This is a genomic window from Candidatus Accumulibacter contiguus (genome assembly GCF_012940005.1).
In the GTDB taxonomy this organism is placed as follows: Bacteria; Pseudomonadota; Gammaproteobacteria; order Burkholderiales; family Rhodocyclaceae; genus Accumulibacter; species Accumulibacter contiguus.
Genome location: NZ_SPMX01000015.1, coordinates 45,846 through 71,329, shown reverse-complemented (window position 1 = coordinate 71,329; position 25,484 = coordinate 45,846). Strand labels below are relative to the sequence as shown.

26 protein-coding genes are annotated in these 25,484 nt (G+C 61.2%); 13 read left to right on the top strand and 13 right to left on the bottom strand.

The annotated features are described in order from the left end of the window. Positions 1-10: 10 nt before the first annotated feature. Positions 11-646, bottom strand: a complete 636-nt coding sequence (locus tag E4Q08_RS07160; protein ID WP_169069870.1) for an XrtA/PEP-CTERM system exopolysaccharide export protein — start codon at positions 644-646, stop codon at positions 11-13. Between the two features lie 372 nt (positions 647-1,018). Here E4Q08_RS07160 and xth point away from each other — a divergent pair, with 372 nt between their 5' ends. Next, positions 1,019-1,786, top strand: a complete 768-nt coding sequence (xth, locus tag E4Q08_RS07155; RefSeq protein ID WP_169069860.1) for an exodeoxyribonuclease III — start codon at positions 1,019-1,021, stop codon at positions 1,784-1,786. A gap of 32 nt (positions 1,787-1,818) precedes the next feature. Here xth and rsmA read toward each other — a convergent pair whose 3' ends face one another. From rsmA to E4Q08_RS07135, 4 genes are read right to left on the bottom strand one after another with little or no spacing between them, the layout of a single operon-like run. Continuing rightward, entirely contained in the window at positions 1,819-2,610 is a 792-nt protein-coding gene (gene rsmA, locus E4Q08_RS07150) for a 16S rRNA (adenine(1518)-N(6)/adenine(1519)-N(6))-dimethyltransferase RsmA (RefSeq protein WP_034908942.1), read from the bottom strand. Between the two features lie 4 nt (positions 2,611-2,614). Continuing rightward, a complete protein-coding gene (gene pdxA, locus E4Q08_RS07145) occupies positions 2,615-3,619 on the bottom strand; it encodes a 4-hydroxythreonine-4-phosphate dehydrogenase PdxA (RefSeq protein WP_034908945.1) in 1,005 nt (334 codons plus the stop codon). Between the two features lie 4 nt (positions 3,620-3,623). Next, a complete protein-coding gene (locus tag E4Q08_RS07140; protein ID WP_169069859.1) occupies positions 3,624-4,928 on the bottom strand; it encodes a peptidylprolyl isomerase in 1,305 nt (434 codons plus the stop codon). A gap of 8 nt (positions 4,929-4,936) precedes the next feature. Next, entirely contained in the window at positions 4,937-7,231 is a 2,295-nt protein-coding gene (locus tag E4Q08_RS07135) for an LPS-assembly protein LptD (protein WP_169069858.1), read from the bottom strand. 759 nt (positions 7,232-7,990) lie between these two features. Here E4Q08_RS07135 and E4Q08_RS07130 point away from each other — a divergent pair. From E4Q08_RS07130 to E4Q08_RS07080, 11 genes are all read left to right on the top strand, one after another. Continuing rightward, positions 7,991-9,013 carry an aminoglycoside phosphotransferase family protein gene (locus E4Q08_RS07130; protein WP_169069857.1) on the top strand — a complete coding sequence of 341 codons (1,023 nt, stop codon included), beginning with the start codon at positions 7,991-7,993 and terminating at the stop codon, positions 9,011-9,013. Beyond that, positions 9,013-9,723, top strand: coding sequence for an N-acetylmuramate alpha-1-phosphate uridylyltransferase MurU (murU, locus tag E4Q08_RS07125; RefSeq protein WP_034910999.1), 711 nt, complete (start codon positions 9,013-9,015; stop codon positions 9,721-9,723). The genes E4Q08_RS07130 and murU overlap by 1 nt, the downstream gene beginning before the upstream one ends. Continuing rightward, the gene (locus E4Q08_RS07120; protein WP_034910997.1) at positions 9,701-11,008 is read left to right on the top strand and encodes an aminopeptidase P N-terminal domain-containing protein; all 1,308 of its coding nucleotides are present in this window, start codon (positions 9,701-9,703) and stop codon (positions 11,006-11,008) included. The genes murU and E4Q08_RS07120 overlap by 23 nt, the downstream gene beginning before the upstream one ends. Next, positions 11,001-12,161, top strand: a complete 1,161-nt coding sequence (locus E4Q08_RS07115) for an FAD-dependent monooxygenase (RefSeq protein ID WP_169069856.1) — start codon at positions 11,001-11,003, stop codon at positions 12,159-12,161. Before E4Q08_RS07120 ends, E4Q08_RS07115 begins: the two co-directional genes overlap by 8 nt. Positions 12,162-12,321: 160 nt before the next feature. Further along, entirely contained in the window at positions 12,322-13,095 is a 774-nt protein-coding gene (gene minC / locus E4Q08_RS07110; protein WP_169069855.1) for a septum site-determining protein MinC, read from the top strand. 103 nt (positions 13,096-13,198) lie between these two features. Continuing rightward, positions 13,199-14,020 (top strand): septum site-determining protein MinD, encoded by an 822-nt coding sequence (gene minD / locus E4Q08_RS07105; protein ID WP_034910990.1) that lies wholly within the window; start codon positions 13,199-13,201, stop codon positions 14,018-14,020. Positions 14,021-14,022: 2 nt separating this feature from the next. Then, positions 14,023-14,289 (top strand): cell division topological specificity factor MinE, encoded by a 267-nt coding sequence (gene minE, locus E4Q08_RS07100; RefSeq protein WP_034910988.1) that lies wholly within the window; start codon positions 14,023-14,025, stop codon positions 14,287-14,289. Positions 14,290-14,387: 98 nt separating this feature from the next. Next, positions 14,388-15,401, top strand: a complete 1,014-nt coding sequence (ubiU, locus tag E4Q08_RS07095) for a ubiquinone anaerobic biosynthesis protein UbiU (protein WP_169069854.1) — start codon at positions 14,388-14,390, stop codon at positions 15,399-15,401. A gap of 9 nt (positions 15,402-15,410) precedes the next feature. Then, on the top strand, positions 15,411-16,328 hold the full coding sequence (locus E4Q08_RS07090) for a U32 family peptidase (RefSeq protein WP_169069853.1): 918 nt from the start codon (positions 15,411-15,413) through the stop codon (positions 16,326-16,328). Continuing rightward, entirely contained in the window at positions 16,325-16,777 is a 453-nt protein-coding gene (ubiT, locus tag E4Q08_RS07085) for a ubiquinone anaerobic biosynthesis accessory factor UbiT (RefSeq protein ID WP_034910110.1), read from the top strand. Before E4Q08_RS07090 ends, ubiT begins: the two co-directional genes overlap by 4 nt. A 16-nt stretch (positions 16,778-16,793) precedes the next feature. Further along, entirely contained in the window at positions 16,794-17,735 is a 942-nt protein-coding gene (locus E4Q08_RS07080) for a DMT family transporter (protein WP_248594750.1), read from the top strand. Between the two features lie 57 nt (positions 17,736-17,792). Here the strand turns inward: E4Q08_RS07080 and E4Q08_RS07075 are convergent, their stop codons facing one another. After that, positions 17,793-18,713, bottom strand: coding sequence for a hypothetical protein (locus tag E4Q08_RS07075; RefSeq protein WP_169069851.1), 921 nt, complete (start codon positions 18,711-18,713; stop codon positions 17,793-17,795). Positions 18,714-18,816: 103 nt separating this feature from the next. After that, positions 18,817-19,509 (bottom strand): Crp/Fnr family transcriptional regulator, encoded by a 693-nt coding sequence (locus tag E4Q08_RS07070; protein WP_034910114.1) that lies wholly within the window; start codon positions 19,507-19,509, stop codon positions 18,817-18,819. A gap of 185 nt (positions 19,510-19,694) precedes the next feature. Between E4Q08_RS07070 and E4Q08_RS07065 the strand changes: the two genes are divergently transcribed. Continuing rightward, positions 19,695-20,129 (top strand): DciA family protein, encoded by a 435-nt coding sequence (locus E4Q08_RS07065; RefSeq protein WP_169069849.1) that lies wholly within the window; start codon positions 19,695-19,697, stop codon positions 20,127-20,129. On the opposite strand, the gene E4Q08_RS07060 is transcribed toward E4Q08_RS07065, so the two are convergent. From E4Q08_RS07060 to E4Q08_RS07035, 6 genes are all read right to left on the bottom strand, one after another. Next, a complete protein-coding gene (locus E4Q08_RS07060) occupies positions 20,116-20,304 on the bottom strand; it encodes a hypothetical protein (protein ID WP_034913323.1) in 189 nt (62 codons plus the stop codon). The genes E4Q08_RS07065 and E4Q08_RS07060 overlap by 14 nt on opposite strands. Before the next feature lie 4 nt (positions 20,305-20,308). Further along, positions 20,309-21,238, bottom strand: coding sequence for a UDP-3-O-acyl-N-acetylglucosamine deacetylase (lpxC, locus tag E4Q08_RS07055; protein WP_034913326.1), 930 nt, complete (start codon positions 21,236-21,238; stop codon positions 20,309-20,311). A gap of 98 nt (positions 21,239-21,336) precedes the next feature. Further along, positions 21,337-22,500: a cell division protein FtsZ gene (gene ftsZ, locus E4Q08_RS07050; protein ID WP_169069848.1), complete on the bottom strand. Its 1,164-nt coding sequence runs from the start codon at positions 22,498-22,500 to the stop codon at positions 21,337-21,339. A gap of 71 nt (positions 22,501-22,571) precedes the next feature. After that, on the bottom strand, positions 22,572-23,801 hold the full coding sequence (gene ftsA / locus E4Q08_RS07045; protein ID WP_034945042.1) for a cell division protein FtsA: 1,230 nt from the start codon (positions 23,799-23,801) through the stop codon (positions 22,572-22,574). Beyond that, complete coding sequence (locus E4Q08_RS07040; RefSeq protein ID WP_169069847.1) at positions 23,798-24,550, bottom strand: cell division protein FtsQ/DivIB; 753 nt, start codon at positions 24,548-24,550, stop codon at positions 23,798-23,800. The genes ftsA and E4Q08_RS07040 overlap by 4 nt, the downstream gene beginning before the upstream one ends. Before the next feature lie 3 nt (positions 24,551-24,553). Continuing rightward, positions 24,554-25,480: a D-alanine--D-alanine ligase gene (locus tag E4Q08_RS07035; RefSeq protein WP_034915718.1), complete on the bottom strand. Its 927-nt coding sequence runs from the start codon at positions 25,478-25,480 to the stop codon at positions 24,554-24,556. Positions 25,481-25,484: the final 4 nt, after the last annotated feature.

Below are 25,484 nucleotides of genomic sequence, written 5' to 3'. Positions count from 1 at the left end.
CAGAGAGCGATCAAAACCAGCTCTGCGGAATGATCAGTATATCGCCGGGTTTCATGTCCACATTGGCCGAGACGTCCCCACGCCGGATCAAATCCGTCAGACGAACGCTGTACTGCTGCCTGCTGCCATCTGTACCAGCACGCACCACCGAGGCCCCGTTACCATCGGCGAAATCGGTCAGACCACCGACCGCGATCATCACGTCGAGCAGTGTCATGTTCTGACGGTACGGTAGCGCCTGCGGCTTCGATGCCTCCCCGACAACCCGAATCTGCTCACTCTGGTTTCCTACGAAACTGGTGACCACGACCGTCACGACCGGATCCCGAATGAAGGTCCCAAGCGCCTTCTCCATGTCCCGTCCCAGAGCCGTCGGGGTCTTGCCCATGGCCGGCATGTCCTCGATCAGCGGGCCTGCAATCATTCCATCTGGACGCACAGGGACAGACATCGAGAGTTCCGGATTGCGCCAGACAATGATATTCACACTGTCGCCAGGCCCGATGATATAACGATAGTCTGCCGAAGCTGCCGAGGCTGGTGCCGGAGGATACGACGAGCACCCCACCAGCAGCGATCCCAGCACACCGAGCAAAATCCAACGAAACAAAACGCCAGTCACATCATGCAGGCGTGTAACAACCATCATGCTCTCCTTTGTAGTCGCCAACTTGGAAACGGTTTCCCGCAGGTTTACGGCAAGTCTCGACGATGTTGCTCCGACGGGTTGCGTCAAATGCGCCACAGTATAGTGGAATTGGCCGGGCGAACAAATGTATGCCCAAGTCCCTTGCTGCTTCCTGCCCGCTCAAGTGGGTCAATGGGTCGGCACCGGAAGGCTTCGAGCAGGCGCAGGATACGTGCTGGACGGGCTTGCACAAGAGAAATAACGCACATTTCCCCAAATTTCCATCATCCGACAAGGCAGCAAAGCCACGGACAGTACGATAACATACCCATATCGGTATCGATTACCGTTACTTGACATGCTCAATCTCATCAATTCTTTCGGTCAAACATGAAAATTGCCTCGTGGAATGTCAACTCACTCAAGGTCCGCCTGCCGCAACTGCTCGCATGGCTGGCTGCACAGCAAGCAGACGTCGTTTGCCTGCAGGAAACCAAACTTCAGGACCAGGACTTCCCGAGTCAGGAAATCGCGGCCATGGGTTATCACGTCGCTTTCTCGGGACAGAAAACGTACAACGGTGTTGCCCTGCTGACGCGCGCAACGCCGACGGATATCGTTTTCGGCAATCCGCTCTATCCTGATGAGCAGAAGCGCCTGCTTAGCGCAACCATCGGCGGCATTTGTGTGGTCTGCGCCTACGTCCCGAATGGACAAGCCATTGGCAGTGACAAGTATGCTTACAAGCTCGAGTGGCTGGATGCACTCGCCAGGTGGATCACCGAAAAACTCGACGCCAATCCACAACTCGTCCTGGCTGGCGATTTCAACATTGCACCGGATGACCGGGACGTGTACGACCCGATCGCGTGGGCCGGGCAAATCCTGTGTTCGGAGCCGGAACGTGCCGCTTTACAGCGTTTGCTGAATCTCGGACTGACCGACAGCTTTCGCCTCTTCGCCCAAGCCGACAAGAGTTTCTCGTGGTGGGACTACAGGATGCTCGCTTTTCAGAAAAACCGGGGGCTGCGGATCGACCACATCCTGCTGTCCAGACCCCTCGCCGATCGCTGCAGGGCCGCCGCAATCAGCCGGGAAGTACGCAAACTCGAACGTCCGTCGGACCACGCACCGGTAACCGTTGAATTGGCCGACTGATGCCCGCCACTCAGGAATAGCTGCCGCACGCGCTACTGGCGCTCTATCTTGAGGCTGTTGGCCAGGCGAATGTAGTCGTCAACCGACAGATCCTCGGCGCGACAGGCTGGTGAAATGCCAAGTACTGCCAGCAGGGAATCGTCAACCAGGCCACTGAGACTGTTGCGCAGCATCTTGCGCCGCTGTGCGAAGGCCGCCGACACCAGCTTGGCGAACAGGGGGGCGTCGATCGCCGACAATGCTGCTGCTGGACGCGGAATCAGACGCACGACTGCCGAATGTACCTTTGGCACGGGATTGAATGCCTCTGGCGGAACATCAAGCAGCCTGTCCATCACGAATCGGTACTGCAGCATCACCGACAGGCGCCCGAATTCGCCACTGCCGGGTGCCGCGACCATGCGCTCGACGACTTCCTTCTGCAGCATGAAGTGCATATCGCGCACGCAGTTGCCAAAGCCGGCAAGATGAAACAGGAGCGGCGTCGAAATGTTGTAAGGGAGATTGCCGACGATGCGCAGGCCAGTACCTGCGGTGTTGGCCAACTCACCGAAAGCGAAAACCAGCGCATCGCCTGCGTGCACCGTCAGCTTCCCGGGCGCATACGCCTGCCGCAGCCGGGCGACGATATCGCGATCGATCTCGACCACATGCAGATGGTCGAGCCGCCGCAAGAGCGGGCCGGTCAAGGCGCCCAGCCCGGGACCGATCTCGACCAGCAGGTCGTCCCGCTGCACCGCCAGCAGATGGACGATGTCGGCGATGAGCTGCTGATCGACCAGAAAATTCTGGCCAAAGCGCTTGCGCGCGACATGTGGTCTCATCCGATCAGCCCTTGCTGCGGGCTCGTTCCACCATCTCGATTGCCTGCTCGATGGCCACCAACAGGCTGCCGGGATCCGCTTGCCCGCTGCCCGCGAGTTCGAGCGCGGTGCCATGATCAACCGAAGTGCGGATGATCGGCAGACCCAGAGTGACGTTGACGCCATGACCAAAACTCGCGTACTTGAGCGCCGTCAGCCCCTGGTCGTGGTACATCGCCAGAACGCAGTCGCCGCGTGCCAGCACCGGCGGTGAAAACATCGTGTCGGCCGGTAGCGGCCCGAGCAGTGTCATGCCTTCTTCGGCTCGCAGCCTGTCGAGCACCGGGATGATCACGTCGATTTCTTCGCGGCCCAGGTAGCCGCCTTCGCCAGCATGCGGATTCAGCCCGGCAACCAGGATGCGCGGTCGGGCGATGCCGTACTTGCTCCCCATCTCGCGATGCAGGATGCGCAGCGTTTCTGCAACGGCGGCGTCGGTCACGGCGGCCGGCACATCCCTGAGCGGCAGATGCGTCGTCACCAGCGCCACGCGCAGACCGCCACCGGCCAACATCATCACCACCCGGCGCGTGCCCGTCCGCTCGGCCAGGTATTCGGTATGGCCGGTGAAAGGAATTCCGGCATCGTTGATCACCCCCTTGTGCACCGGCGCGGTGACCATCGCGGCAAATTCTCCGGACAGGCATCCGGCGAGCGCGCGGTCGAGCAGCGCCAGCACGTACGGCGAATTGGCTGGAGCCAAGCGGCCGGGATGGACTTCGGCCGCCAGGGGTAGGTGGAGAACGTCCAGCGTACCCGCCCGCGGCGGCAGCGACGGATCCCAGTCACGCAAGCGGTCGGGCAGGTCCAGCGCTGCCGCTCTCGCCGCGAGCAGAGAACGATCCGCGAGGACGACGATGCGTGCGGGAAACGGCCGTTGGCGCGCGCGCTCAAGCAGGCGCAGGCAGATCTCGGGACCGACTCCGGCCGGTTCGCCGGCCGTGACGGCAATCGCTGGCAAGAACCCCATACGCTCAGCCTTCCTCCAGGCGAATTTCCACATACGCCCGGTCGCGTGCCTGGCGTAGCCAGTCCTGGTAGGCCTCGTCGCGCTTGCGTTCACGCAGCGTCTGACGCGCCGCCGCGCGTTGCCGCTCACTCGACACGTCCTGGACACGGCGCTCGAGCACTTCGATCAGGTGAAAACCGAAAGGCGACTGGACCGGTTGACTGAGTTCACCCGGCGTGAGGAGATTCATTGCCCGCTCGAACTCCGGGACGGTGTCGCCAGGGTAGATCCAGCCAAGATCGCCGCCTTTGGAAGCCGACCCATCCTGTGAGAAAAGCCTGGCCAGCTCGGCAAAGCTTTCACCGTGCCTGATCCGCGCCTGCAAACCCTCCAGCTTGTGCCGGGCCTCCGACTCCGAGACGACTTCGTTGACCTTGATCAGGATGTGCCGCGCGTGCGTCTGCTCGACCGCCTGTGCTGCACCGCCGCCGCGTTTGGCCAGGAGCTTGATCAAATGGAAGCCGTTCGAACTGCGCAGCACCGGCGACACCTCACCTGCCTTGAGCTTGAGACTTGCCTCGGCAAACATCGTGGGCAGGCGATCCAGCGAACGCCAACCGAGATTGCCTCCCTTCATGCCGTCCGGAGCATCCGAATAGGCAGCCGCGAGTTGCGCAAAATCCTCGCCCTTGTTTGAACGGTCGAGTACCTGCTCGGCTTTGGCACGCAGCTTCTGAATCTGCTCTGGACTTGCCGACTCAGGCGCTCGCAGCAGAATATGCGCCAGCTGATACTCTTCCCCGGCACCTCCCTGCCCGGACGCACCGGCGAGGTAGTTGTCCACTTCACCGTCGGAGATGAAGATCTTGCTCTCCACCTCGCGCTCGCGCAGGCGGGCAATCGTCATTTCCGCGCGAATCTCTTCACGAAAACTCGCAAACGTTATCCCGTCCCTTTCCAGTGCCGCCCGGAACTGGGCGAGCGAAAAATTGTTGCCGGCAGCAATACGCTGCAGCGCCTGTTCAAGTTGCGTATCGTCAATGCGCAGGCCCATGTCGCGTGCCTGCTGCAACTGCACCTTGTCCATCACCAGACGTTCGAGCATCTGCTTTTCGAGCACATTGCGCGGTGGCGGCGACATGCCCTGCCGCTGCAACTGACCCAGCGCGGAGTCGAGGCGCGAACGCAGTTCGTGCTGCGTGATTACTTCGTCATTGACCACCGCAACGATACGGTCGACTGCGATCGGCTGGCCAGGTGTCCGAGTCTGTGCCATTGCCAATCCAACCAGGCAGGTGGCCAGAAGCACGCTGCGAAACAGAATAATCATCTCTACACCTACCATTCAGCCAAAGCTGGATCAGTTGCCGGTTGACCCACAGCGTATCCGGGAACCCTGCGCTGGAGAACAGTCAGCGGATTCGTGCCGATGCTCGACAAACCAGTCAAGTCGAGTTGCACGAAGAACTGCGTGGTCGAATCGGCCTGGGTTGTCTGGATACGATGGGCCACCGTACGCAGCACCCAGCAACCCGCGTGGTACTCCAGCCCGCCAATGATCTCGACCGGGGTGGAATTGATCAACGAATAATTGTAGCGACCGACCGCCTGCCAGCGAGCGTTGATCGGCCATTGCCCGGAAATGTCGAACTCCTTGATCGGCGTCGCTGCATCGACATTGTAACGGTAACCGGCATTCAGCACCTTGCCAGGCCCCGGCAGATAACGCGTACCCAGCGAATAACGCTGGAAGCGCTGATCGTTGATATCGTACTGCACGGCAGCGTCAGCGTACAGGCGTGGCAACAACTGGCCACTGAATGCAGCCAGCAAATCGGACTTGTCCCATTTGCGGTCGCTCGTCCTGGCCTGCGTTCCCGGCAGGACGACCCGGTTGTCGGCAAAATAGAAGACTTCGCCAACCATCGCCCGCATGATTTCGCTCCCGGAAGATGGATCGACGAGACGGGAAGCCACTGCAGCGGTCAATTGGTTGGCGTTATTGATGCGATCCCAGCCGGAAAACTGGTTGTCGGCAAATATCTGCGCAAAATTGAAGTCGGCAAGAGCGGTGTCGAAAACCGGGATGTTGTTCTGGTTCTGGTATGGGATGCTCAGGTAGAACAAGCGCGGCTCCAGCGTCTGGGTATAGTCACGACCGAACCAGTTGCTCGATCGCTCGAAAGTCATCCCGGAATCGACGCTGACAATCGGCAAGGTGCGACTGATCGAAGTGGGAAGAACCGTTGCCGATGTCGGATAAGATAGTGAGTACTCGGTAAAGTTGACCCCCAGGCGCGGGATTACATACCACCCCGGAGTAATGTAGGGTAATGACACCTGCGGCTGCAACACGATCCGCTGCCCTTCAACCTTGTCTGCGTCGGGGTGAACGAAAGCAGTGTATTGCCCGAAGAAAGCGCTGTCGGTGGAGAACAGATCCGGCTGTCTCGCGTTCACCGTAATCTGCGGCAACAAGCGATACGGCTTGGCCACCGGATTCTTCGGGTCGGGCTGCAGCGTCTGGAAAGACTGCAGATTGGCAGTCGCGTTCCACCAACCACCACCACCGTAATTCAGTACCCCCTGCTGCAGGAGCTGTGTCTTCGAGGTACTGGTGATTTGACTGGAGAGATCGGTGTAGTAGTTGTTGTCCGAAACCTTGGTGTAATTGATCGTCCCGGAGAACCCGTTGGCCAGGGTCTGGTTGTGATTCAGCACCACGCCCCAGCGGTCAGTGTTCGTCTTCCGGTCGTCCGGGAGGTATTCGGCCAGAGCCTCGCCGCGATACGTTCCACCATACGCCGCGTTGAGATAGCGAAAGTCGGTGCCGAGCTGAAAGCCGCGTTTGCTGAGAATCCGGGACTCGACTGTCGCGTCCATGTTTGGCGCGATATTCCAGTAGTACGGCAGGACGAACTCGAAGCCGCTATCACTGCTCGATCCATAGCGCGGGATCAGAAAACCGGACTTTCGTTCGTTGTTCAGCGAAAAGGAGGCCCACGGGGAATGCAGGATCGGCACCCCGAGAAAGTGCACCGTGGCGTCGTCACCGCTGCCCACATCATTATCGTAGTCGAGCTTCAACTCGGCAAAACTGAGATACCAGTCGTCGTTGCCCGGCTTGCAGGTCGTGTAGGTGGCAGAGGTCATACGATACTGATTTTCCCCTTCGAGATCGATGCGCTCAGCCTCACCACGCGCCTCCGTCAACTCGTTTGCCGGCTTTGCTGGACTCTTCAGCTTGGTCTGCCCGGGCTTGATGCCGAGCACGCGCGGTGCGGCGAAACCGGTCTCCGATTCGTCCTGCACCTCAGCCCAGGGCGAAGGCGATTTCTTGCCGGCCGGCGTCGCCGTCGCAGCCTGCCGTTTGACGAAGTACGAAGCCTGGTCGAAGAAACCGACCTGATCCGCGATTTTCAGACGCGCCTTCGGACCGGAAATGAGGTCTTCACCTTGTTCGATGCGCACATTCCCGATGGCCTCGACCTCGTCGTCAACCGGCCAGTAGGTCAGGCGGTCAGCAGTCAACACCGTGCCGACCTTGCGCAATTCCGCGTTCTCTTCGGCCACCACCTCGCGGTCCACGACACCCGAGATTCGCTGGGCGCTCAGGAAAACCGGTCGTGGCACCTTGCTCTCCGACGCTGGCGGCAGCATCTCCGGTGCCATCCGTAATGACAGCGATCCAGCCTCGGGCACCGGCTCAGCCGGCGAGGAAGCAAGGCGTGAGGACCCGGCTCGCGAGGGCACCGCAGACACGAGAGGCTTCGCCGCCGTCGTCGGCGCACTGTCCACTGGCGAAGCGATCTCTGCCGCAACCGGGACGTTCGCGGCAGCTCTTTCTGCCGGCGATTGCGCAGTTCGGCCTCGGCCTGCGGCGTCGGGGCAGGAGGTTCCGGCATCGGCCGTGTCTCGACTACTGGTGCCTGCACAGACCTGGCCTCTGCAGCAGGCGGGTCAGAAGGTACCGCGACCGGTCTGGCAACCGGCTTCACCGGCGGCAAACCGAGCAGGACTGGATCGACCCGGAACGGTACCGAACTCTGCCCCCGTACCTGGCCAGCAAAGCTTGCAGCAAGTGTGCCGACCACACTGCAGCAGAAGATCAGGGTCAGCGGCTTGCGCCGAGAAGGAAAGGTCATTCCGGAGTGGTCGGTAAAGGATACGTCAGGTTGTTCTTTCGGAAGGCGCTTTGCGGCACCGATCGGATGATAAAATCCATTCATTTTAACATCATCGTCCAACGGACATGATTTTTCCAGGCACCCTGCAATCACGAAATTCATGCCTTTATCCTACCCCCAACCCCCAACCCCCAAGCCCTCTGCCATTGTCGAGGGAAGATTCGTGAGTCGCTGACGCGACACTTCCACGCCAAGGAGAAACGGCATGCCGCGTACTGCATTGCTCCGTGACTGGGTGCAAACCCTTTTCGAACCGGAATTCCCTGTCGCCGAGATCCGTATCGAACCCGCCTCGGCCGACGCCAGCTTCAGGCGCTACTTTCGCGTCACGCTGCCGGATCAGAGCACGCGGATCGTCATGGACGCGCCGCCCGAAAAAGAAGACTGCCATCCCTTCGTGCATATCGCTTCGCTGTTTCACGAGGCGGGTGCACATGTCCCCGAAGTCATCGCCCACGATCTTGCGCAGGGTTTTCTGCTGCTTTCTGACCTCGGCAGTACCACCTACCTGAGCGCCCTGCAGGACAGGAAGACAGCGCCCCAACTCTATCGCGACGCCAACAGCGCTCTCGTGGCGATACAGTTGGCCAGCCGGCCCGGAGTCCTTCCCGAGTATGACCACAGCCTGCTCAGCCGCGAACTCGCGCTCTTTCCCGAATGGTATCTGGGCCGGCATCTTGGCCTGACCCTGGATGCCGGAATGCAGAGCACGCTTGACGCAGTTTTTGCCGCGCTGCTCGCCAACAATCTGCGACAGCCACAAGTTTTCGTCCATCGCGACTACCATTCGCGCAATCTGATGGTCATTGGCGGAAGTTTCCCGGCCAACCCAGGCATCCTGGACTTCCAGGATGCCGTCCATGGTCCGGTGACCTACGATCTCGTCTCGCTCTATCGCGACGCCTACATCGAGTGGCCAGAAGAACAGGAACTCGATTTCCTGATCCGCTACTGGGAAGCAGCGCGCCAGGCCGGGCTGCCGGTGCACGCCGACTTCCATGACTTCTACCGCGACTACGAATGGATGGGCGCACAGCGCCAGCTCAAGGTGCTGGGTATTTTCGCCCGCCTCTGCCACCGTGACGGCAAGCAGGATTACCTCAAGGACATGCCGCTGGTGATGCGCCATCTACGCCGAGCCTGCGAGCGCTATGGCGAATTGCGAGCTCTCGCGCGCCTGCTCGACACGCTCGAGAAGCGAACAGCCGACGTCGCTTACACCTTCTGATGAAAGCGATGATTCTCGCTGCCGGTCGCGGTGAGCGCCTGCGGCCACTCACCGACACGACGCCAAAACCACTGCTGCGTGCCGGTGGCAAGGCGCTGATCGTCTGGCACCTGCACCGCCTGGCGGCAGCCGGCTGGCGCGAGGTGGTGATCAACCACGCCCACCTAGGCGAGCAAATCGAAGCGGCGCTCGGCGACGGCAGCGCCTTTGGCCTCAGCATCGCTTACTCGCGCGAACCAGCCGGAGCCCTGGAAACCGCTGGCGGCATCGCCGCCGCACTGCCACTGCTCGGTGAACAACCGTTTCTGGTAGTCAACGGCGACATCTGGTGTGACTGGGATTTCGCTCGCGCCCACCTGGCGGCGCAAGCGCTCGACCAGTGCCGTGCCCACCTGCTGCTGGTCGACAACCCGCCGCACCACCCCGAGGGCGATTTCCGCCTCGCCGGTGAGACCTTGCTGAGTGCTGCCGACACGCCCGGAGATGCCCTGACCTACGCCGGCATTGGTGTCTTCTGGCCGGATTTCTTTGCCGCCGTCCCCGCCGGCGCGGCGATGAAGCTACGCCCGCTGCTCGATGACGGCATTGCCCGGGGAGTCATCCGCGGCGAACGACACCACGGCCGCTGGGTCGACGTCGGCACCCGCGAACGTCTCGCCGAACTCGATATGGAGCTTGCAGAAGCGCATGCATCACCAACCCTACTCTGATCGCCGCCAGCAGCTTCTGGCTCGCCTCGGTGATGGCGTCGCCGTCATTCCCACCGCACCCGAGCGTCTGCGCAACCGCGATGCGCATTACCCGTATCGTTTCGACAGCTATTTCTGGTATCTGAGCGGCTTTCCCGAGCCCGAGGCAGTGATCGTGCTGCTTGGCGGCAAGCAAGCCCGGTCGATCCTCTTCTGCCGCGAGAAGAACGATGAGCGCGAAGTCTGGGACGGCTTCCGCTACGGACCACAAACCGCTGCCGAGGCCTTCGGCTTTTCCGAAGCGCATCCGATTGCCAGTCTCGAACAGAAACTGCCCGAGTTGATCGCCAACCGTAGCGTCCTCTGGCACTCGCTCGGCCACGACGCCGATTGGGACCGCCGCATTGCCAATGCTCTGAATTCGGTTCGCGCCGAGAGTCGCAGCGGCACACGCGCACCCGGCGAAATCCGTGATCTGCGCAACTTGCTCGACCAGATGCGACTGATCAAGGACGCCCACGAAATCGACTGCATGCGCCGCGCCGCCGACATCGCTTCGGCCGGCCACGCCTGCGCCATGCGCGCCTGCCGGCCAGGCATGGCGGAATACGAACTGGAAGCCGAACTGAGCTACGAATTCCGCCGCCGCGGTGCCGACGGACACGCCTACACCCCGATCGTCGCCGGCGGAAGCAATGCCTGCATCCTCCACTATGTCGAAAACAACCGCTTGCTGGCCGCGCATTCGCTGGTACTGATCGATGCTGGTTGCGAGCTTTCCGGGTACGCATCTGACATTACCCGGACCTTCCCGGTCAGCGGTCGCTTCAGCGCGGCGCAACGCGAAGTTTACGAAATCGTCCTCGCCGCCCAGCAGGCAGCGATTGCCGCGGTGCGTCCCGGGGTATCGTTCATGGATTATCACCAGGCGGCGCTGCGCGTTCTCACACAAGGCCTGATCGACCTCAAGCTGCTCACCGGCAGTGTCGACGGCGCCATCGAGAGTGCCGCGTACAAACCCTGGTATATGCACCGTACCGGCCACTGGCTGGGTCTCGACGTCCACGACGTCGGCGAGTACCGCAAGAGCACTGCGGAAGAGGACTGGGTGAGCCTGAGTGCAGGCATGACCCTGACCGTCGAACCCGGCCTGTACCTGCGTCCCGCAGCGAATGTCCCGAAATCTCTGCATGGCATCGGTGTGCGCATCGAAGACGATCTGCTGCTGACTACCGACGGCTGCATGGTCTACAGCAGTGCGCCAAAATCGGTCGCCGAAATCGAAGAAGTGATGCGCCATGACTGAGACCATCGATGCGGTCGATATTGCCATCGTCGGCGCCGGTCCGGTCGGCATGACGCTGGCGCTGGCGCTGGCCGGTGGCCCGTTCAGTGTGTTGCTGATCGACAGCCGCCGGCGCGGCGCCTGGGCCAGTGACCCGCGGGCGCTGGCTCTATCGTACGGAACCAGGCAACTTCTCGAAAACCTCGGAGCATGGAATGTCAACGCCGGCACGCCGATCGAGACCATCCACGTCTCGCAACGCAGCGGCTTTGGCCGCACGCTCATCGACGCGGCGGACTACGACATTCCAGCACTGGGCTACGTGATGCGTTACCGTGATCTGGCGGCCAACCTGGATGCCCGCATCGAATCTTCACGGCTACTGAACGAATGCGCAGTCATCGCCATCCGCCTCGCTAGGGAAGCCGCCGAGATCACGCTGGACGGTGGTAGCGACGGCGGCCCGCGCTGCATCTCTGCACGCCTCGTCGTCCATGCCGAGGGCACTCCCGGCAACGATCCCGACGTCAGGGTGTACGATTACCGGCAGCATGCCGTCGTTGCCGAAGTCCGCCCGCTCGCTGCGCACGTTCGTCGGGCATGGGAACGTTTCACTCCTGACGGCCCTCTCGCCTTGCTACCCTTGGGTCAGGACTACGCAGTGGTGTTCAGCGTGCCGCCCGAAAAGGCCAGCGAGTTGCTTCAGCTCGACGAAGAACACTTTCTCGCTGCCCTGCGCGCACCCTTTGGCGGTCACGTCGATTTCGTAGGCAGCGGCTCACGCGCCAGCTTTCCGCTCGCGCTGCGCATCCGCCAACAGCTCAGCGCTCCCCGACAGGTGTGGATCGGCAATGCCGCGCAAAGCCTGCACCCGGTCTCCGGACAGGGCTTCAACCTCGGCCTGCGTGATGCCTGGGAACTGGCCGAAACCTTGCGCACCAACATCAGCAGCGACGCCGGCGAGGCAAGCACCCTGGCCACCTACGCCCGACGCCGGCGCATCGACCGCAGCGCTAGCATGGCGTTTACCGATGGCCTGGTCCGCCTCTTTTCCAACGATCTGGGGCCACTGCGGGTGGTGCGTGGGCTGGGGCTGCTGACCCTTGACCTGCTGCCACCGCTACGCCACTTTGTCGCCCGTCGCATGATCTGGGGAGCCAGGGCCTGGCCTTGAACGCGCGATCTGGTGGCCTGTCGATCCAGCGCATGCAGCTTCCCAGCAACCGAATGAAGCCCGCCGGCGTATTTCGCTTTGTTGCCGATTCGGCTAGACTTCGCCGCTTCTCCAGCCGCTGGCTGACGCGATCTTTTCCATTCACCTCCCTGACGGCGCCATGCAGCGAACAAACAAGACAATCCAACTGATCGAGTTCAAGGGAACCACGTTACCGGTGGTCGTGGTCACTCTGCGCACCCTGCAGCCGGAAGCACTAGCCGAAGCGGCCAGCAGGCTCTTCGGTGATGATGACTTTTTCGACGGTGACGCCGCATTGCTCGAACTGGCGCAACTCGCCGATGTACCCGAGGCCGACTGGCGGCGCGTCAAACAGGTGCTGAAGGCACACGGACTGAACGTCATTGGCGTACGTGGCGGAAGCGAAGAACTCCGCTACAGCGCGGCCTTTGCCGGCTTGCCGACCTACGCTGCCGGCGAACGTGCGATCCCTGTGCACGACAATACGGCCGCACCACCACCGCCCGTCACCGAGCCAGCCCCCAAAGCGCCACCACCGACGCCCGCAGCCGCGAGCGCGCCAGCGCTGTTCATCGACCGGCCATTGCGTTCGGGACAGCAGGTCTATGCACGTGGCGGCGACCTGGTGGTTCTGGCAGCGGTCAATGCCGGCGCCGAGGTCATTGCCGATGGCCACATTCACATCTACGCGCCCCTGCATGGTCGCGCACTTGCCGGTGCCAGCGGTGCTGCCGGGGCACGAATTTTCTGCACCCGCTTCGATGCCGAACTGGTTTCGGTGGCCGGGTTGTACCGGACCTTCGATGGCGGGGTTCCGGTCGAGCTGGCCGAGAAACCGGTGCAGATCAGGCGCTCGCAAAAGCCTGGTGAAGAAGCGAGCACCCTGATCGTCGAAGCATTGCGGATCGACTAGCGGCGATGACGCGCGCGGCCAAGCTCCGGCAACCTGTAGAGCCAGGTAACAGAATACTCATTCTGCGGGTAGAATCTTTTCTTTCACTTGCGGGGAAAAATCCGTGACACGTATCGTCGTCGTAACGTCCGGCAAGGGTGGAGTCGGCAAAACCACCACCAGCGCCAGCTTCGCTTCGGGCCTCGCCCTGCGTGGATACAAGACTGCCGTCATCGATTTTGACGTCGGCCTGCGCAACCTCGACCTGATCATGGGCTGTGAACGCCGCGTCGTCTATGACCTGGTCAATGTCCTCCATGGCGAATCGACACTTACCCAGGCATTGATCAAGGACAAGCACTGCGATAACGGCAATCTCTTCGTGCTGCCTGCTTCGCAGACCCGCGACAAGGATGCGCTGACCGAAGAAGGCGTGGAAAAGGTTCTCAAGGAGCTCGAACACATGGGCTTCGATTACGTCGTCTGTGATTCACCGGCAGGGATCGAGCGTGGTGCGGTGATGGCTCTGACCTTTGCCGACGAAGCACTGGTAGTCAGCAACCCGGAGGTTTCCTCGGTGCGCGACTCCGATCGTATCCTCGGGATCATCCAGGCCAAATCGCGGCGCGCCCTGCTCGGTGGCGAGCCCGTCAAGGAACACCTGCTGATCACCCGCTATTCGCCGAAGCGCGTCATGGAAGGTGAGATGCTGTCCTTCAAGGATGTGCAGGAGATCCTGCGCGTGCCGATCATCGGCGTCATTCCCGAATCCGAAGCGGTGCTGCAGTCATCGAACGCGGGCACCCCAGTGATCCATCTGACGGATACTGACGTCGCCGGCGCGTACCTCGACGTGGTTGGCCGCTTTCTCGGCGAGACCATCCCCCTGCGTTTCGTCGACTATGAGAAGCCAGGTCTCTTGAAGCGACTGTTCGGGGGTAGATGAGCATGTCCCTGTTCTCCCTGATCTTCGGCAGCAAACCCAAGACGGCAGCGATTGCCAGGGAACGCCTGCAGCTGATCATTGCCCACGAGCGCAATGGCAGCATCAGCACGCCGGATTTCCTGCCGGCCTTGCAACAGGAGCTGATGTCCGTCATCGCGAAGTACGTGTCGGTCAACCCTGAAGACATCAAGGTGTCGTTGGAAAAACAGGGAAATTTCGAAGTGCTGGAAGTCAACATCGTCATGCCGGAAGGTGGCAGGAAACTCTGATTGCTCGCTTGCAGGAGCAATCGGCGGCAAATTGACGAGAATCAAGTGCTGCATTCCAGGCATGCCTATACTGCGTATTTCGCTCGACGAGGGTTCGCATGCCGCGCCAGAAAATTCCCCAACTGATTTGTCCCGCCGGCAGCCTGCCGGCGCTCAAGGCGGCGGTCGATTACGGTGCCGACGCGGTTTATCTCGGTTACCGCAACGACACCAATGCGCGTAATTTCGCCGGCCTCAACTTCGATCAGAAAGCCATGCTCGAAGGCATCCGTTACGCGCAGTCGCGAGGCCGCGGCGTGCTGATGGCGATCAATACCTTCGCTCAGCCCGGACGCGCCGCCGACTGGCAGCATGCCGTCGATGGTGCGGCCGGACTCGGCGTCGATGCGGTGATCCTGGCCGACGTCGGCTTGCTCGACTACGCCAGCAGGCGTCACCCTGGCCTGCGTCTGCACCTCTCGGTGCAGGGCTCGGCAAGCAGCTACGAGGCGGTCAATTTTGCCCACCGCGAGTTCGGCATCCGGCGCGCGGTGCTGCCGCGCGTGCTGACGCTGGCGCAGGTCGAGATGGTGATCCGCAACACGCCGGTGGAGATCGAGGTATTCGGATTCGGCAGCCTGTGCGTGATGAACGAGGGGCGCTGCTGGCTGTCTTCGTACGCTACCGGCGAATCGCCGAATACCGTCGGCGCGTGTTCGCCGGCAAAGTACGTGCAGTGGGACCGCTCGCCGGGACAGATGACGACCCGCCTGAACGGTATCCTGATCGACAGCTTCGGCGACGACGAGCCTGCCGGTTACCCGACACTGTGCAAGGGGCGCTTCGAGGTGGACGGCGAAACCTACTACGCACTCGAAGAACCGACCAGCCTCAATGTCCTGGAAATTCTGCCGAAGATCGCCAGTATCGGCGTCGCGGCGATCAAGGTCGAAGGACGGCAGCGCAGCCCGGCCTATGTCGCGCAGGTCACCCGCGCTTTGCGCGCGGCGCTCGACGAACTCGCCAGGGACGCGCGGCACTTTCATGTCAAGCCAGAGTGGCAGGCTGAACTGGCACGCGTCGCCGAGGGCAGCCAGGTGACACTCGGCGCCTATAACCGCCCGTGGCGATAGGGAGGCACAATGAAACTCGCTCTCGGACCACTGCTCTACTTCTGGCCGAAACACGAGGTCTTCGAGTTCTATGCCGAAATGGCGCAGAATCCGGCGATCGACATCCTCTATGTCGGCGAAGTGGTTTGCTCACGCCGCCAGCAACTCCGCGTCGCCGACTGGCTGGGACTGGCACGCGACCTCAGTGACGCCGGCAAGGAAGTGGTCATTTCGGCACAGGCACTGCTCGAATCGGAAAGCGATCTGAAGGCGCTGCGTCGTCTGCTGGACGAACTCAGCGAAATTCCGCGCTGCCAGTTCGAGGCCAACGACCTCGGCGCGGTGAACATCGCCGCCGGCAGGCCTTTTGTCGCCGGCCCCCATCTGAACATCTACAACGAAGTGACGCTGGCCACTTTTGCCCGCTACGGGATGCGCCGCTGGCTGCCGCCGCTGGAGGGTGACCGTCGGCTGATCGAAGCGCTGCATCGCAGTCGCCCGGCTGGTGTCGAGACCGAGGTCTTCGTTTTCGGCAAACTGCCGCTCGCCTACTCGGCACGCTGTTTCACCGCACGTCGCTATCACCTCAACAAGGACGACTGCCAGTTCAAGTGTCTCGACCACCCCGAAGGAATCACGCTGCGCACCCGTGAAGGGCAGCCGTTTCTGGCCATCAACGGCATTCAGACGATGTCGGCACAGACCTACAACCTGTTGGCGCAGATCCCCGAACTGCTGGCGATGGGCGTCGAGGTCATCCGCATCAGTCCGCAGCCGCAGACCATGGCAGCGATCATCACCGCTTTCGACAGTGCACGCCATTCGCAGGCAGTCGAACCCGATCCCGTCGGCTGGGCATGCGAAGGGCTGGTCAACGGTTACTGGTTTGGCAAACCCGGCATCGTGCAGCAGACTACTGTCGCAGCACGGCAAGGAAGCTGTATATGAACAATGGTTTTTCGATTCCCCGTTTCAGGCTGCCGATCCTGGTCTCGGCGATCGGCGCACACCTGCCGCAATGGCCACACTCGCTGGCGCTGGCAACGGCGCTCAACGCTGCGGCCAAGCTTGGGGTGCTCCCCGCGGACAATCTGGCGCAACTCGAAGGGCGCTGCTTCGTCATCGAAGTCCTCGACGTCGGTGGGCAGGCATCTTTCAACTATTACAAAGGCATTTTCCGGCCGCTGTTCAAGGTTCCGGAAGTGCCGGATCTGTGCTTTCGCGCCAACCTTTCGGCTTTTCTGCAACTGCTGGTGCGCCAGGAAGATCCGGACACGCTATTCTTCAACCGCGAGCTGTCGATCGTCGGCGATACAGAACTGGGTCTGTTGGTCAAGAACATGCTGGACGCCATCGAGTGGCCGCCACTGCCGAAGGCGCCGATCTTCCGCCACTGACCGGGTGCAACCAGAGTTGCTGGTCCACCGCGCCCTTGTCGAGGGCGTAGCCTGCGCACTCGGCGCCGGTCTGCTGTGGGGGCTGGTGTTTGTCGTTCCCCTGATGCTGCCCGACTATCCACCGGCAATGCTTTCCTTCGGTCGCTACCTCGGTTTCGGAATCATCGCGCTGCTGCTCGCCTGGACCGACCTGCCGCGCCTGCAACAATTGCAGCGGCAGGACTGGCGGATGGCTTGCGAACTGGCGCTGGTCGGAAACCTCCTCTACTACCTTTTTCTCTCGGCGGCGATCCAGCTCGCCGGAGCCCCCTTGCCGACGATGCTCATCGGCACGCTGCCGATCGTCATTGCGCTTGTCGCCAACTTCGGTGCCGAAGCCCTACCCTGGCGTCGCCTGCTGCCTTCGCTGGCGGTGATCGCGAGCGGCATCGCGCTGGTGAACCAGCATGAGATGGCGCTGCTCGATGGCCAGCGCAGCCACCATGACCATCTCCTGGGAGCGCTGCTCGCCATCGCTGCAGTACTTGCCTGGACCTGGTACCCGGTACGCAATTCCCGCTGGCTGCGCCAGCGACCGGCGCTCGCTTCCGGTACCTGGGCGATCGCCCAGGGCCTGGCGACGCTGCCGCTGGCGGTCATCGGCATGGCTGGTGCCGGCCTGTACTTGCATGGGTCGAGCAGTTTCGACTATCCACTCGGACCACAAGCGCTACGCTATGTTGGCCTGATGCTGACCCTGGGACTGTGCGCGTCTTGGCTTGGTACGCTGCTCTGGAATCGTGCCAGCAAGCTGCTGCCGACCGCTCTCACCGGCCAGTTGATCGTTTTCGAAACGCTCGCCGCTTTTGCCTATGCCTTCATCTGGCGAGGCGCGCTACCCGGCAGCACGGCACTGATCGGTATCGTCTTGCTGATCGGCGGCGTGATTCTCGGGGTACGAGTATTTCGGCCGGCCTGAAGGGTGAAGATATCTGCCAGGATGATCCGCGGAAAGAATGCGGACTTCCGCGCGGAGTCAGCGGAGCCAGTTGCCAAGCACTTGTAGTAGCGGATTGACGTTGGCGGCTACACCGCTGCCGCGGATGGTATTGATCAGGGCTTGCAACTGGTCCGCTGCGCTTGCTGATGTAGTCGCTTGAGTGGCTTCACTGTGGCTGGCGGTGGTGCTGGAACTTGAGTTGCGAGCGCGAATGCCGACGCTGGCATTCGCGCTTGCCTGGGAAGCAATGTCGGTGACGCTGCCGCCATAGAGTTGACTTGCCTGGTTTGCCTGTTCACTGCTGCCATACCAGGCGGCGACGCTGCCATTGAACATCACATAGTGACGCGGCGATGCTCCTGTTGCCGCCTGTGTTGTGAAGCGAGTCGGGTCGATACCCTGGTTTTTCGTCACTTCGGCGTGGGCCGTGAGATTGAGTGACTTTGCCAGGGCGGCTGCCTCTTCGAGTCTCTGGAGAGCGCCCGGGCCCTTGGCGGCAACATTGGCGTCCCGAGTCCAGTCATAGGCGGTTCCCAGCCCACCGGCAATCAGGTCATCGAAATCGATCCCATGGTCCGAACCGGTTCCCTTGTACAGATCATAGGGCTTGTAGCCAATGCCTGCGGCATCGAGTTGCCTGCCGAGATCCTTGAGATCACCAAGGCTGATTCCAAGCTGCTGCGTATTGCGCAGGATGCTCTCTGCGGAGAAGGCCGAGGCAGTCAATCTGTTCCCTTGCTCGTCGAGGTACACCATTCGCAACGGGACACCGTTGGAATTCAGGTCGACGCCGAGACGCCCGGAAACGAAGCTGGCCTCTTTTGCCTCCTTTCTTTCGGCAAATTTGACCGTATCCACAAGCAGGTCGGCAAAATTTGCCGCGCTGGAGTTGTTCTTGGGAGCCGTGATGGCTGTCGATGCCAGATTGGTGACGGCTGTCGCAGAAGTAATTTCCATCGTGCGCCTTTCGAAATAGATTCTCTTGCACAGCAAATTTTATGCCAGGCAAAGTAGCAGGATGAGGCAGCCCTTCGCCACCGGGCGCCGATGCGCACTGCTGTCAATCGCTGCCGCTGCCCGCACGACTGGTCGCCAGTTCAGACAATTTGGCGGAATCCACCAGCAGGTCTTCTCCTTCCCTGGTCAGCACCCCCTTGGTTTGCAGCACCTGAAAAGTGCGCGTGACGGTTTCACGGGTCAAACTCACCATGATGGCGATCTCCTGGTGCGTAGGTGCCTTGAGAATGCGCCGGTTGCCATCACTACCCATGGTCAGGAGTTCCAGATGCGCGCAGATGCGTTGCAAGGGATTGTTCAAACCCAGAATCTGGCGATGGTTCACCTGGATGCGCACTCTTTGTGCCAAGCGCCGACACAGTGCCTCGGCCATCGAAGGCGTTGAGAACAGCAAGGGCCGAATCTCGGCTCCCGGTACAAACACCACCTGGGATGCGCTATTGGAGATCACCAGTTCCGGCTGCGTCTGACCGTCGATCAGGGCCAACTCGGCAAAATAGTCGCCTGGGTCGATGAAATAGAGGCCGACTTCCCTGCCGTCGAGGGTAAAGTCAATTGCCTGAAGGCGCCCATTGACCAGGAAGCAGAGGTTGCGAGGAGCACTCGATTTAGGCAGCACCACCTCTCGTTTGGCGAAGGTCTGGGTACTGGCCTGACCGGCAAGTCGTTCCAGCTGATCTGCAGGAAGCGAGTTAAGTAGCGGAAATTGCTGCAAAAGAAGGGGATGTACAGCCATGACGGGGATTATATCGCTTGTTTTTGCCCGATGCCGGTATTGCTGCGCCTGAGCGCATCCTGGCGGTTTCCCGGTAGGCGGGCGATTGGCATCTGGATGGCGCGCATGCACCCACCATCGAATCGCTGTCAGTGGACGTCCCACAGCTGTCTGGCGTATCCTGCAAACCCTAACCAGGAAAGCTGATGGCAGACTTACTGCTGAATTATCTTGAAGGAACCGAGGGCGCCGGCAAGGTGCTGGCGCACGCGCGACTCCTGGTCAAGCTGGAAGGTCTCTACCAGGAGATCGTTCCGGCACATCTGGGCGAGGCCAGTTGCGTGGCCAATTACAAGTCGCGAGTCGTGGTGATTCACGCCAGCAATGGCGCAGTGGCCACCAAGCTGCGCCAGATGGCGCCAACGCTCGCCGACGAACTGTCGAAGCGGGGGCTCGAATGCACCAGCGTGCAGGTCAAGGTACAGGCCCGGCCAGAGCGTGCCGCGACCCCTGCGCCGACGCAGAAGCCACTCAGCACCAGGACCAGCCAGGAATTGACGGCATTGCGCGATGCGCTGCCGGCATCGGCATTGCGCACGGCGGTCGAAAACCTGCTGGCGCATTCAGCTAGACAGGAATGACGGCAACCCGTTCGAGGATCAGCAGCGCGAAAATCAGCAGTGCAACGATCAGCGAATAGCGAAACAGGCGCCAGGAAAACTGCAGATAGCGCGCGTCCCGAGTGAAAAGGAAGGCCAGCACGCCGCCGGCGACGGTGAGTACCGTCAATACCCCCAGCAGACGCAACAACCACATGTATTCAGAAAGCCGGCAAGGTCAGCCAGCGGGAGACGGTCGCTGGTGCCAGTTCGCGATTTTCGAAGCTGACGTACTCCCATGCCGCCGGGGTGGCCAGGAGTGCCCGGGCCAGCGCATTGTTCAGCGCATGCCCGGATTTATGAGCGCTGAATGAAGCCAGCAAGGGGTGGCCGAGCAGGTAGAGGTCGCCGATCGCATCGAGTACCTTGTGCTTGACGAATTCATCGCTGTAGCGCAGACCATCCGCGTTCAGCACGCGATACTCGTCAAGGACGACGGCGTTTTCCAGGCCCCCGCCTTGTGCGAGACCGTTTTCGTGCAGCCACTCGACCTCCTGCATGAAACCGAAGGTACGCGCCCGCGCCACTTCACGGACATACGAGTGCTCGGCAAAATCGATGGTCACCTGCTGACCGGTGCGATCGATTGCCGGATGGTTGAAACCGATCGAGAAAGACAGGCGGAAACCATCGTATGGTTCGAGGCGTGCCCACTTTTCGCCGGAGGAGTCCATTTCGCGGACTTCGATCGGACGTTTGATCCGGATGAAGCGCTTGGCGACCGGCTGTTCTTCAATTCCGACCGACTGAATCAGGAAGACAAACGGCGAGGCCGAGCCATCGAGGATCGGTACTTCGGCGGCATCGAGGTCGACGAAGGCGTTGTCGACCCCCAGGCCCGCGAAAGCCGACATCAGGTGTTCGATGGTCCCGACCTTGGCGCCGTTACGCTCCAGGCACGAGCACATGCGCGTGTCGCCGACGAGCAAGGCCGACGCTGGCAGGTCAAGCACCGGATCGAGATCAATTCGCCGAAAGACGATACCTGTCCCGGAAGCGGCCGGACGCAAGCTGATGTTCACCTTGACGCCGGAATGCAGACCAACGCCTGCGGCGCGGACCACCGACTTGAGAGTTCGCTGCTTTAACATCTGTCTGAAATAACGGTGGAATTGGCGGATTCTAGCACAGGCTGGCCGGCCCAGGAACCCGCCAATCCCCACAGGAGAGTGACGACCACTTGCCAGGCCTAGTCCGCCTGTTTCCTCAGAAAGGCCGGAATATCGTAGCGATCGACACCGCTATTGGCCAGCGCTTCGACGGTTGCACTGCGCCCCTTGCGGACGATCGCCGGAACCTGATCGAGCGACGAGTAGTCAATGTTCGGACCATGCGCGAAACGGCCGTCGGTACCGGTGCCCTGGTTGATCGAGCTGTTGATCACTTCGAAGCGTTTGGCCTGTGCCTGGCCAAGACCGGTGGCCACCACCGTCACCCGGATGTCCTCGCCCATATTTTCGTCATACACTGCGCCGAAGATGATGTGCGCGTCGTCAGCCGCAAAGGCGCGAACGGTGGTCATCACTTCATTGACTTCCTTCATTTTCAGGGAACGCGTGGCGGTGATATTCACCAGCACACCCTTGGCGCCGGACAGGTTGACACCTTCGAGAAGCGGCGACGAAACGGCGCGTTCGGCAGCAATTCGCGCCCGGTCGACACCCGCAGCGTTCGCAGAGCCCATCATGGCCATTCCCATCTCGCCCATGACCGTCCGTACGTCCTCGAAGTCGACGTTGACCAGTCCCGGGAAGTTGATGATTTCGGCAATGCCGCCGACGGCGTTACGCAAGACGTTATCGGCGGCCTTGAAGGCGTCATCCATGGAAACATCATCACCGAGAACGTCCATCAGTTTGTCATTGAGGATGACGATCAGTGAATCGACATGCTTCTGCAGTTCGGCAATCCCGACGTCCGCCACTTTCAGGCGCTTGCCTTCGAAACCGAAGGGCTTGGTGACCACGGCGACGGTCAGCACCCCGAGTTCGCGGGCCACTTCGGCAACGATCGGCGCGGCACCGGTACCCGTTCCGCCCCCCATGCCGGCGGTGATGAATACCATGTGCGCACCTCTGAGCGACTCGACGATGGCTTCGCGCTCCTCGATCGCAGCGCTACGCCCGGCTTCGGGCTTGGCACCAGCGCCGAGGCCGGTCTTGCCTAGTTGCAGCTTGTGAACGGCAATACTGCGGCCGAGCGCCTGGGAATCGGTATTGGCGGTGATGAAGTCCACGCCATTGACACCCTCGCGGATCATGTGATCGACGGCGTTGCCACCGGCACCACCGATCCCGATCACCTTGATGACGGTATCCCGTTCGCCTTCTTCCTTGTCGATGATTTCAAACATGGTCGTCTCCTCTGCAAAAATAAAAAATCAATAAACTTGTAAAAAACCGGTAATTCTGGTCCACGATCCGATCAGAAATTCTTTTCGAACCACGACTTCATGCGGCCGAAGACCTGTTTGACATCGCGGGTTTCCCGTACCTTCAAGCCACGCTTGCGTTGCGTCTGTGCTTCCAGCAGCAATCCACAAGCGGTCGCAAAGCGGGGGCTCTGCACCACGTCGGAGAGGGCACCCTGATACTTGGGTACGCCCAGCCGGACCGGCATATGGAAAATTTCTTCGCCAAGCTCGATCATCCCTGGCATCACCGAAGCGCCGCCGGTCAGCACGATGCCGGAAGACAAAACGTCCTCGAAACCGGAGCGACGAAGTTCCGCCTGAATCAATTCGTACAGTTCCTCGACGCGTGGCTGAATGACATCCGCCAACGCCCGGCGCGACAGCTTGCGTGAAGGACGGTCGTCCACACCGGCAACGTCGAGGACGTCTGCCGGGTCCGCGAGATGGGCAAGCGCACAACCATACTTGCGTTTGATGTCCTCGGCCTCGCGTGTTGGCGTACGCAGCGCCATCGCGATGTCGTTGGTGATCTGGTCACCGGCGATCGGAATGATCGAAGTGTGACGAATGGCTCCCTGTGTCCACACCGCCAGATCGGTGGTGCCACCGCCGATGTCGATCAGGCAGATCCCGAGATCCTTTTCGTCTTCCGAGAGGACGGCACAGCTGGAGGCAAGCGGTTGCAGCACCAGATCGTTCACCTCCAGCCCACAGCGGCGAACGCATTTGACGATATTCTGAGCCGCCGAAACCGCACCGGTAACGATGTGCACTTTCACCTCAAGGCGAAAGCCGCTCATGCCGATCGGCTCGCGGATGCCATCCTGGTCGTCGATGATGAATTCCTGCGTCAGAATGTGCAGGATTTCCTGGTCGGCAGGGATTGGCATGGCGCGCGCCGTCTCGATCACCCTTTCGACGTCCATCGTCGTGACTTCCTTGTCCTTGATGGCGACCATTCCGTTCGAGTTGAAGCTCCGGATGTGACTGCCGGCGATGCCGGTATACACGTCGCGAACCTTGCAATCGGCCATCAGTTCCACTTCCTGCAGAACACGTGAAATAGTGGCGACGGTCTCCTCGATGTTGACCACGACCCCCTTTTTCAGCCCTTTCGATTCCTGGGAACCCATGCCGATGACGTTCACTCGCCCTTCCGGAGTGAGTTCGGCGACCAGCGCCACAATTTTCGAGGTGCCGATGTCGAGTCCAACGATCAGATCCTTGCTATCCCTGCTCATTTCTTTCCTTTGACTTCTTGACCTGCACTGGCCGGAAAGCGCAATGCGAAACCGTTTGGATACCGCATATCCACCGCCATTGGCCGCCCACGGCGGGCGTCCGACAAGGTCGGGTAGTAGTCGACGAAACGCTGCAGGCGCATACGGATCGGCGCCTTTGCCTGTTCGCGACCGAGTTCAATCAACATGCCATCCTCCAGTTTCAGGAGCCATGCCAGGCGCGGCGACAGCGCCACCTGCGCCGGCAGTCGGCCGCTTGGTTTCAGGATCTGTACGAACTCCTCGTAATGCCGCAGGACCTCGCCCGAGGAGCCAATCGGCCCACTCAGCCGCGGCAGCACCTGCTCCCGCGACAGCGAGGCCGGAAAAAGTTCGCCATACGTATTGACCAACTGCCCCTCCCCATCGCCCCAATAGGCCGCTGCCTGATGTTCCTCGATACGGACCTCGAGACGTGCCGGCCATTTTCGCCAGACCTCGGCACGCCGTACCCAGGCCAATTGTTCCAGCGACCGACGCAGTGCGTCCACATCGACGGTAAAGAAATTGCCACGCAGCAGTTCCGACAGCGATTGCTCGATTTCGCTGCGTTGTACCTCCTGCAATTCGTTGATCACCTGCAATTCGGCCAGAGGAAACAGACGCAGGCGCGGCGTTCCCCAGACAACGGCGGCAACCAGCAAGGCAGCAGTGCCCGCCAGGAAGAGCAGATCCGAGACAGCCATCAGCAGGTGCGGTTTGTGCCACATCGCTCATCCCAGGGTGGCAAGTGCAAGCACGCGCACCACCAGTTCGTCATAGCTCATGCCGGCAGCACGCGCAGCCATCGGCACCAGCGAGTGGTCGGTCATCCCTGGCGAGGTGTTCACCTCAAGGAAGTAGGCCCGACTTTCGCCCGATACCTTTGCCTCGTCCATCAGGAAATCGACCCGCCCCCAGCCGCGGCCGCCAAGGATCCGGAATGCTTCGAGTGCCCGCTGGCGAAGTTCGTTTTCCAGGTTCTCCGGGAGACCGCAAGGGCAACGGTAAGCGGTATCGTCGCGCAGGTATTTGGCTTCGTAATCGTAGAACTCGCTAGCCGGCTCGATTTTGATGATCGGCAGCGCCTGCTCGCCGAGGATGGCGACTGTGTATTCGCCGCCAAGGATCGCACGCTCGGCGATCACCAGCGAATCATGCCTGGCTGCTTCTGCATAGGCTGCCCCCAGATCGCCGACCCGCTTGACTTTACTGATGCCGATCGATGACCCCTCGCAGGCTGGCTTGACGAACAGCGGCAGCCCCAATCCTGCCGCCAGCTGCGCGAGGTCGCTGGCAGCATCGAGCAGCGCGTATTCCGGCACCGGCAGACCTGCGGCACGCCAGAGCAACTTGCAGCGCCATTTGTCCATCCCCAGCGCCGAGGCCATCACACCACTGCCCGTGTAGGGAATGCCCATCAGTTCGAGTACCCCCTGGATCGTGCCATCTTCGCCATAGCGCCCGTGCAGCGCGATGAACGCACGCTCGAAAGCCGCCAGTTCGTCGAGCTTGCGCTCTGCCGGATCGAAGGCATGCGCGTCAACGCCCTGCCGCCGCAAAGCCGCCAGCACGCGGCTGCCGCTGTTCAGCGACACCTCGCGCTCGGCGGAACGACCTCCGAAAAGTACCGCAACCTTACCGAAATTCTGGACGTCCATTGCC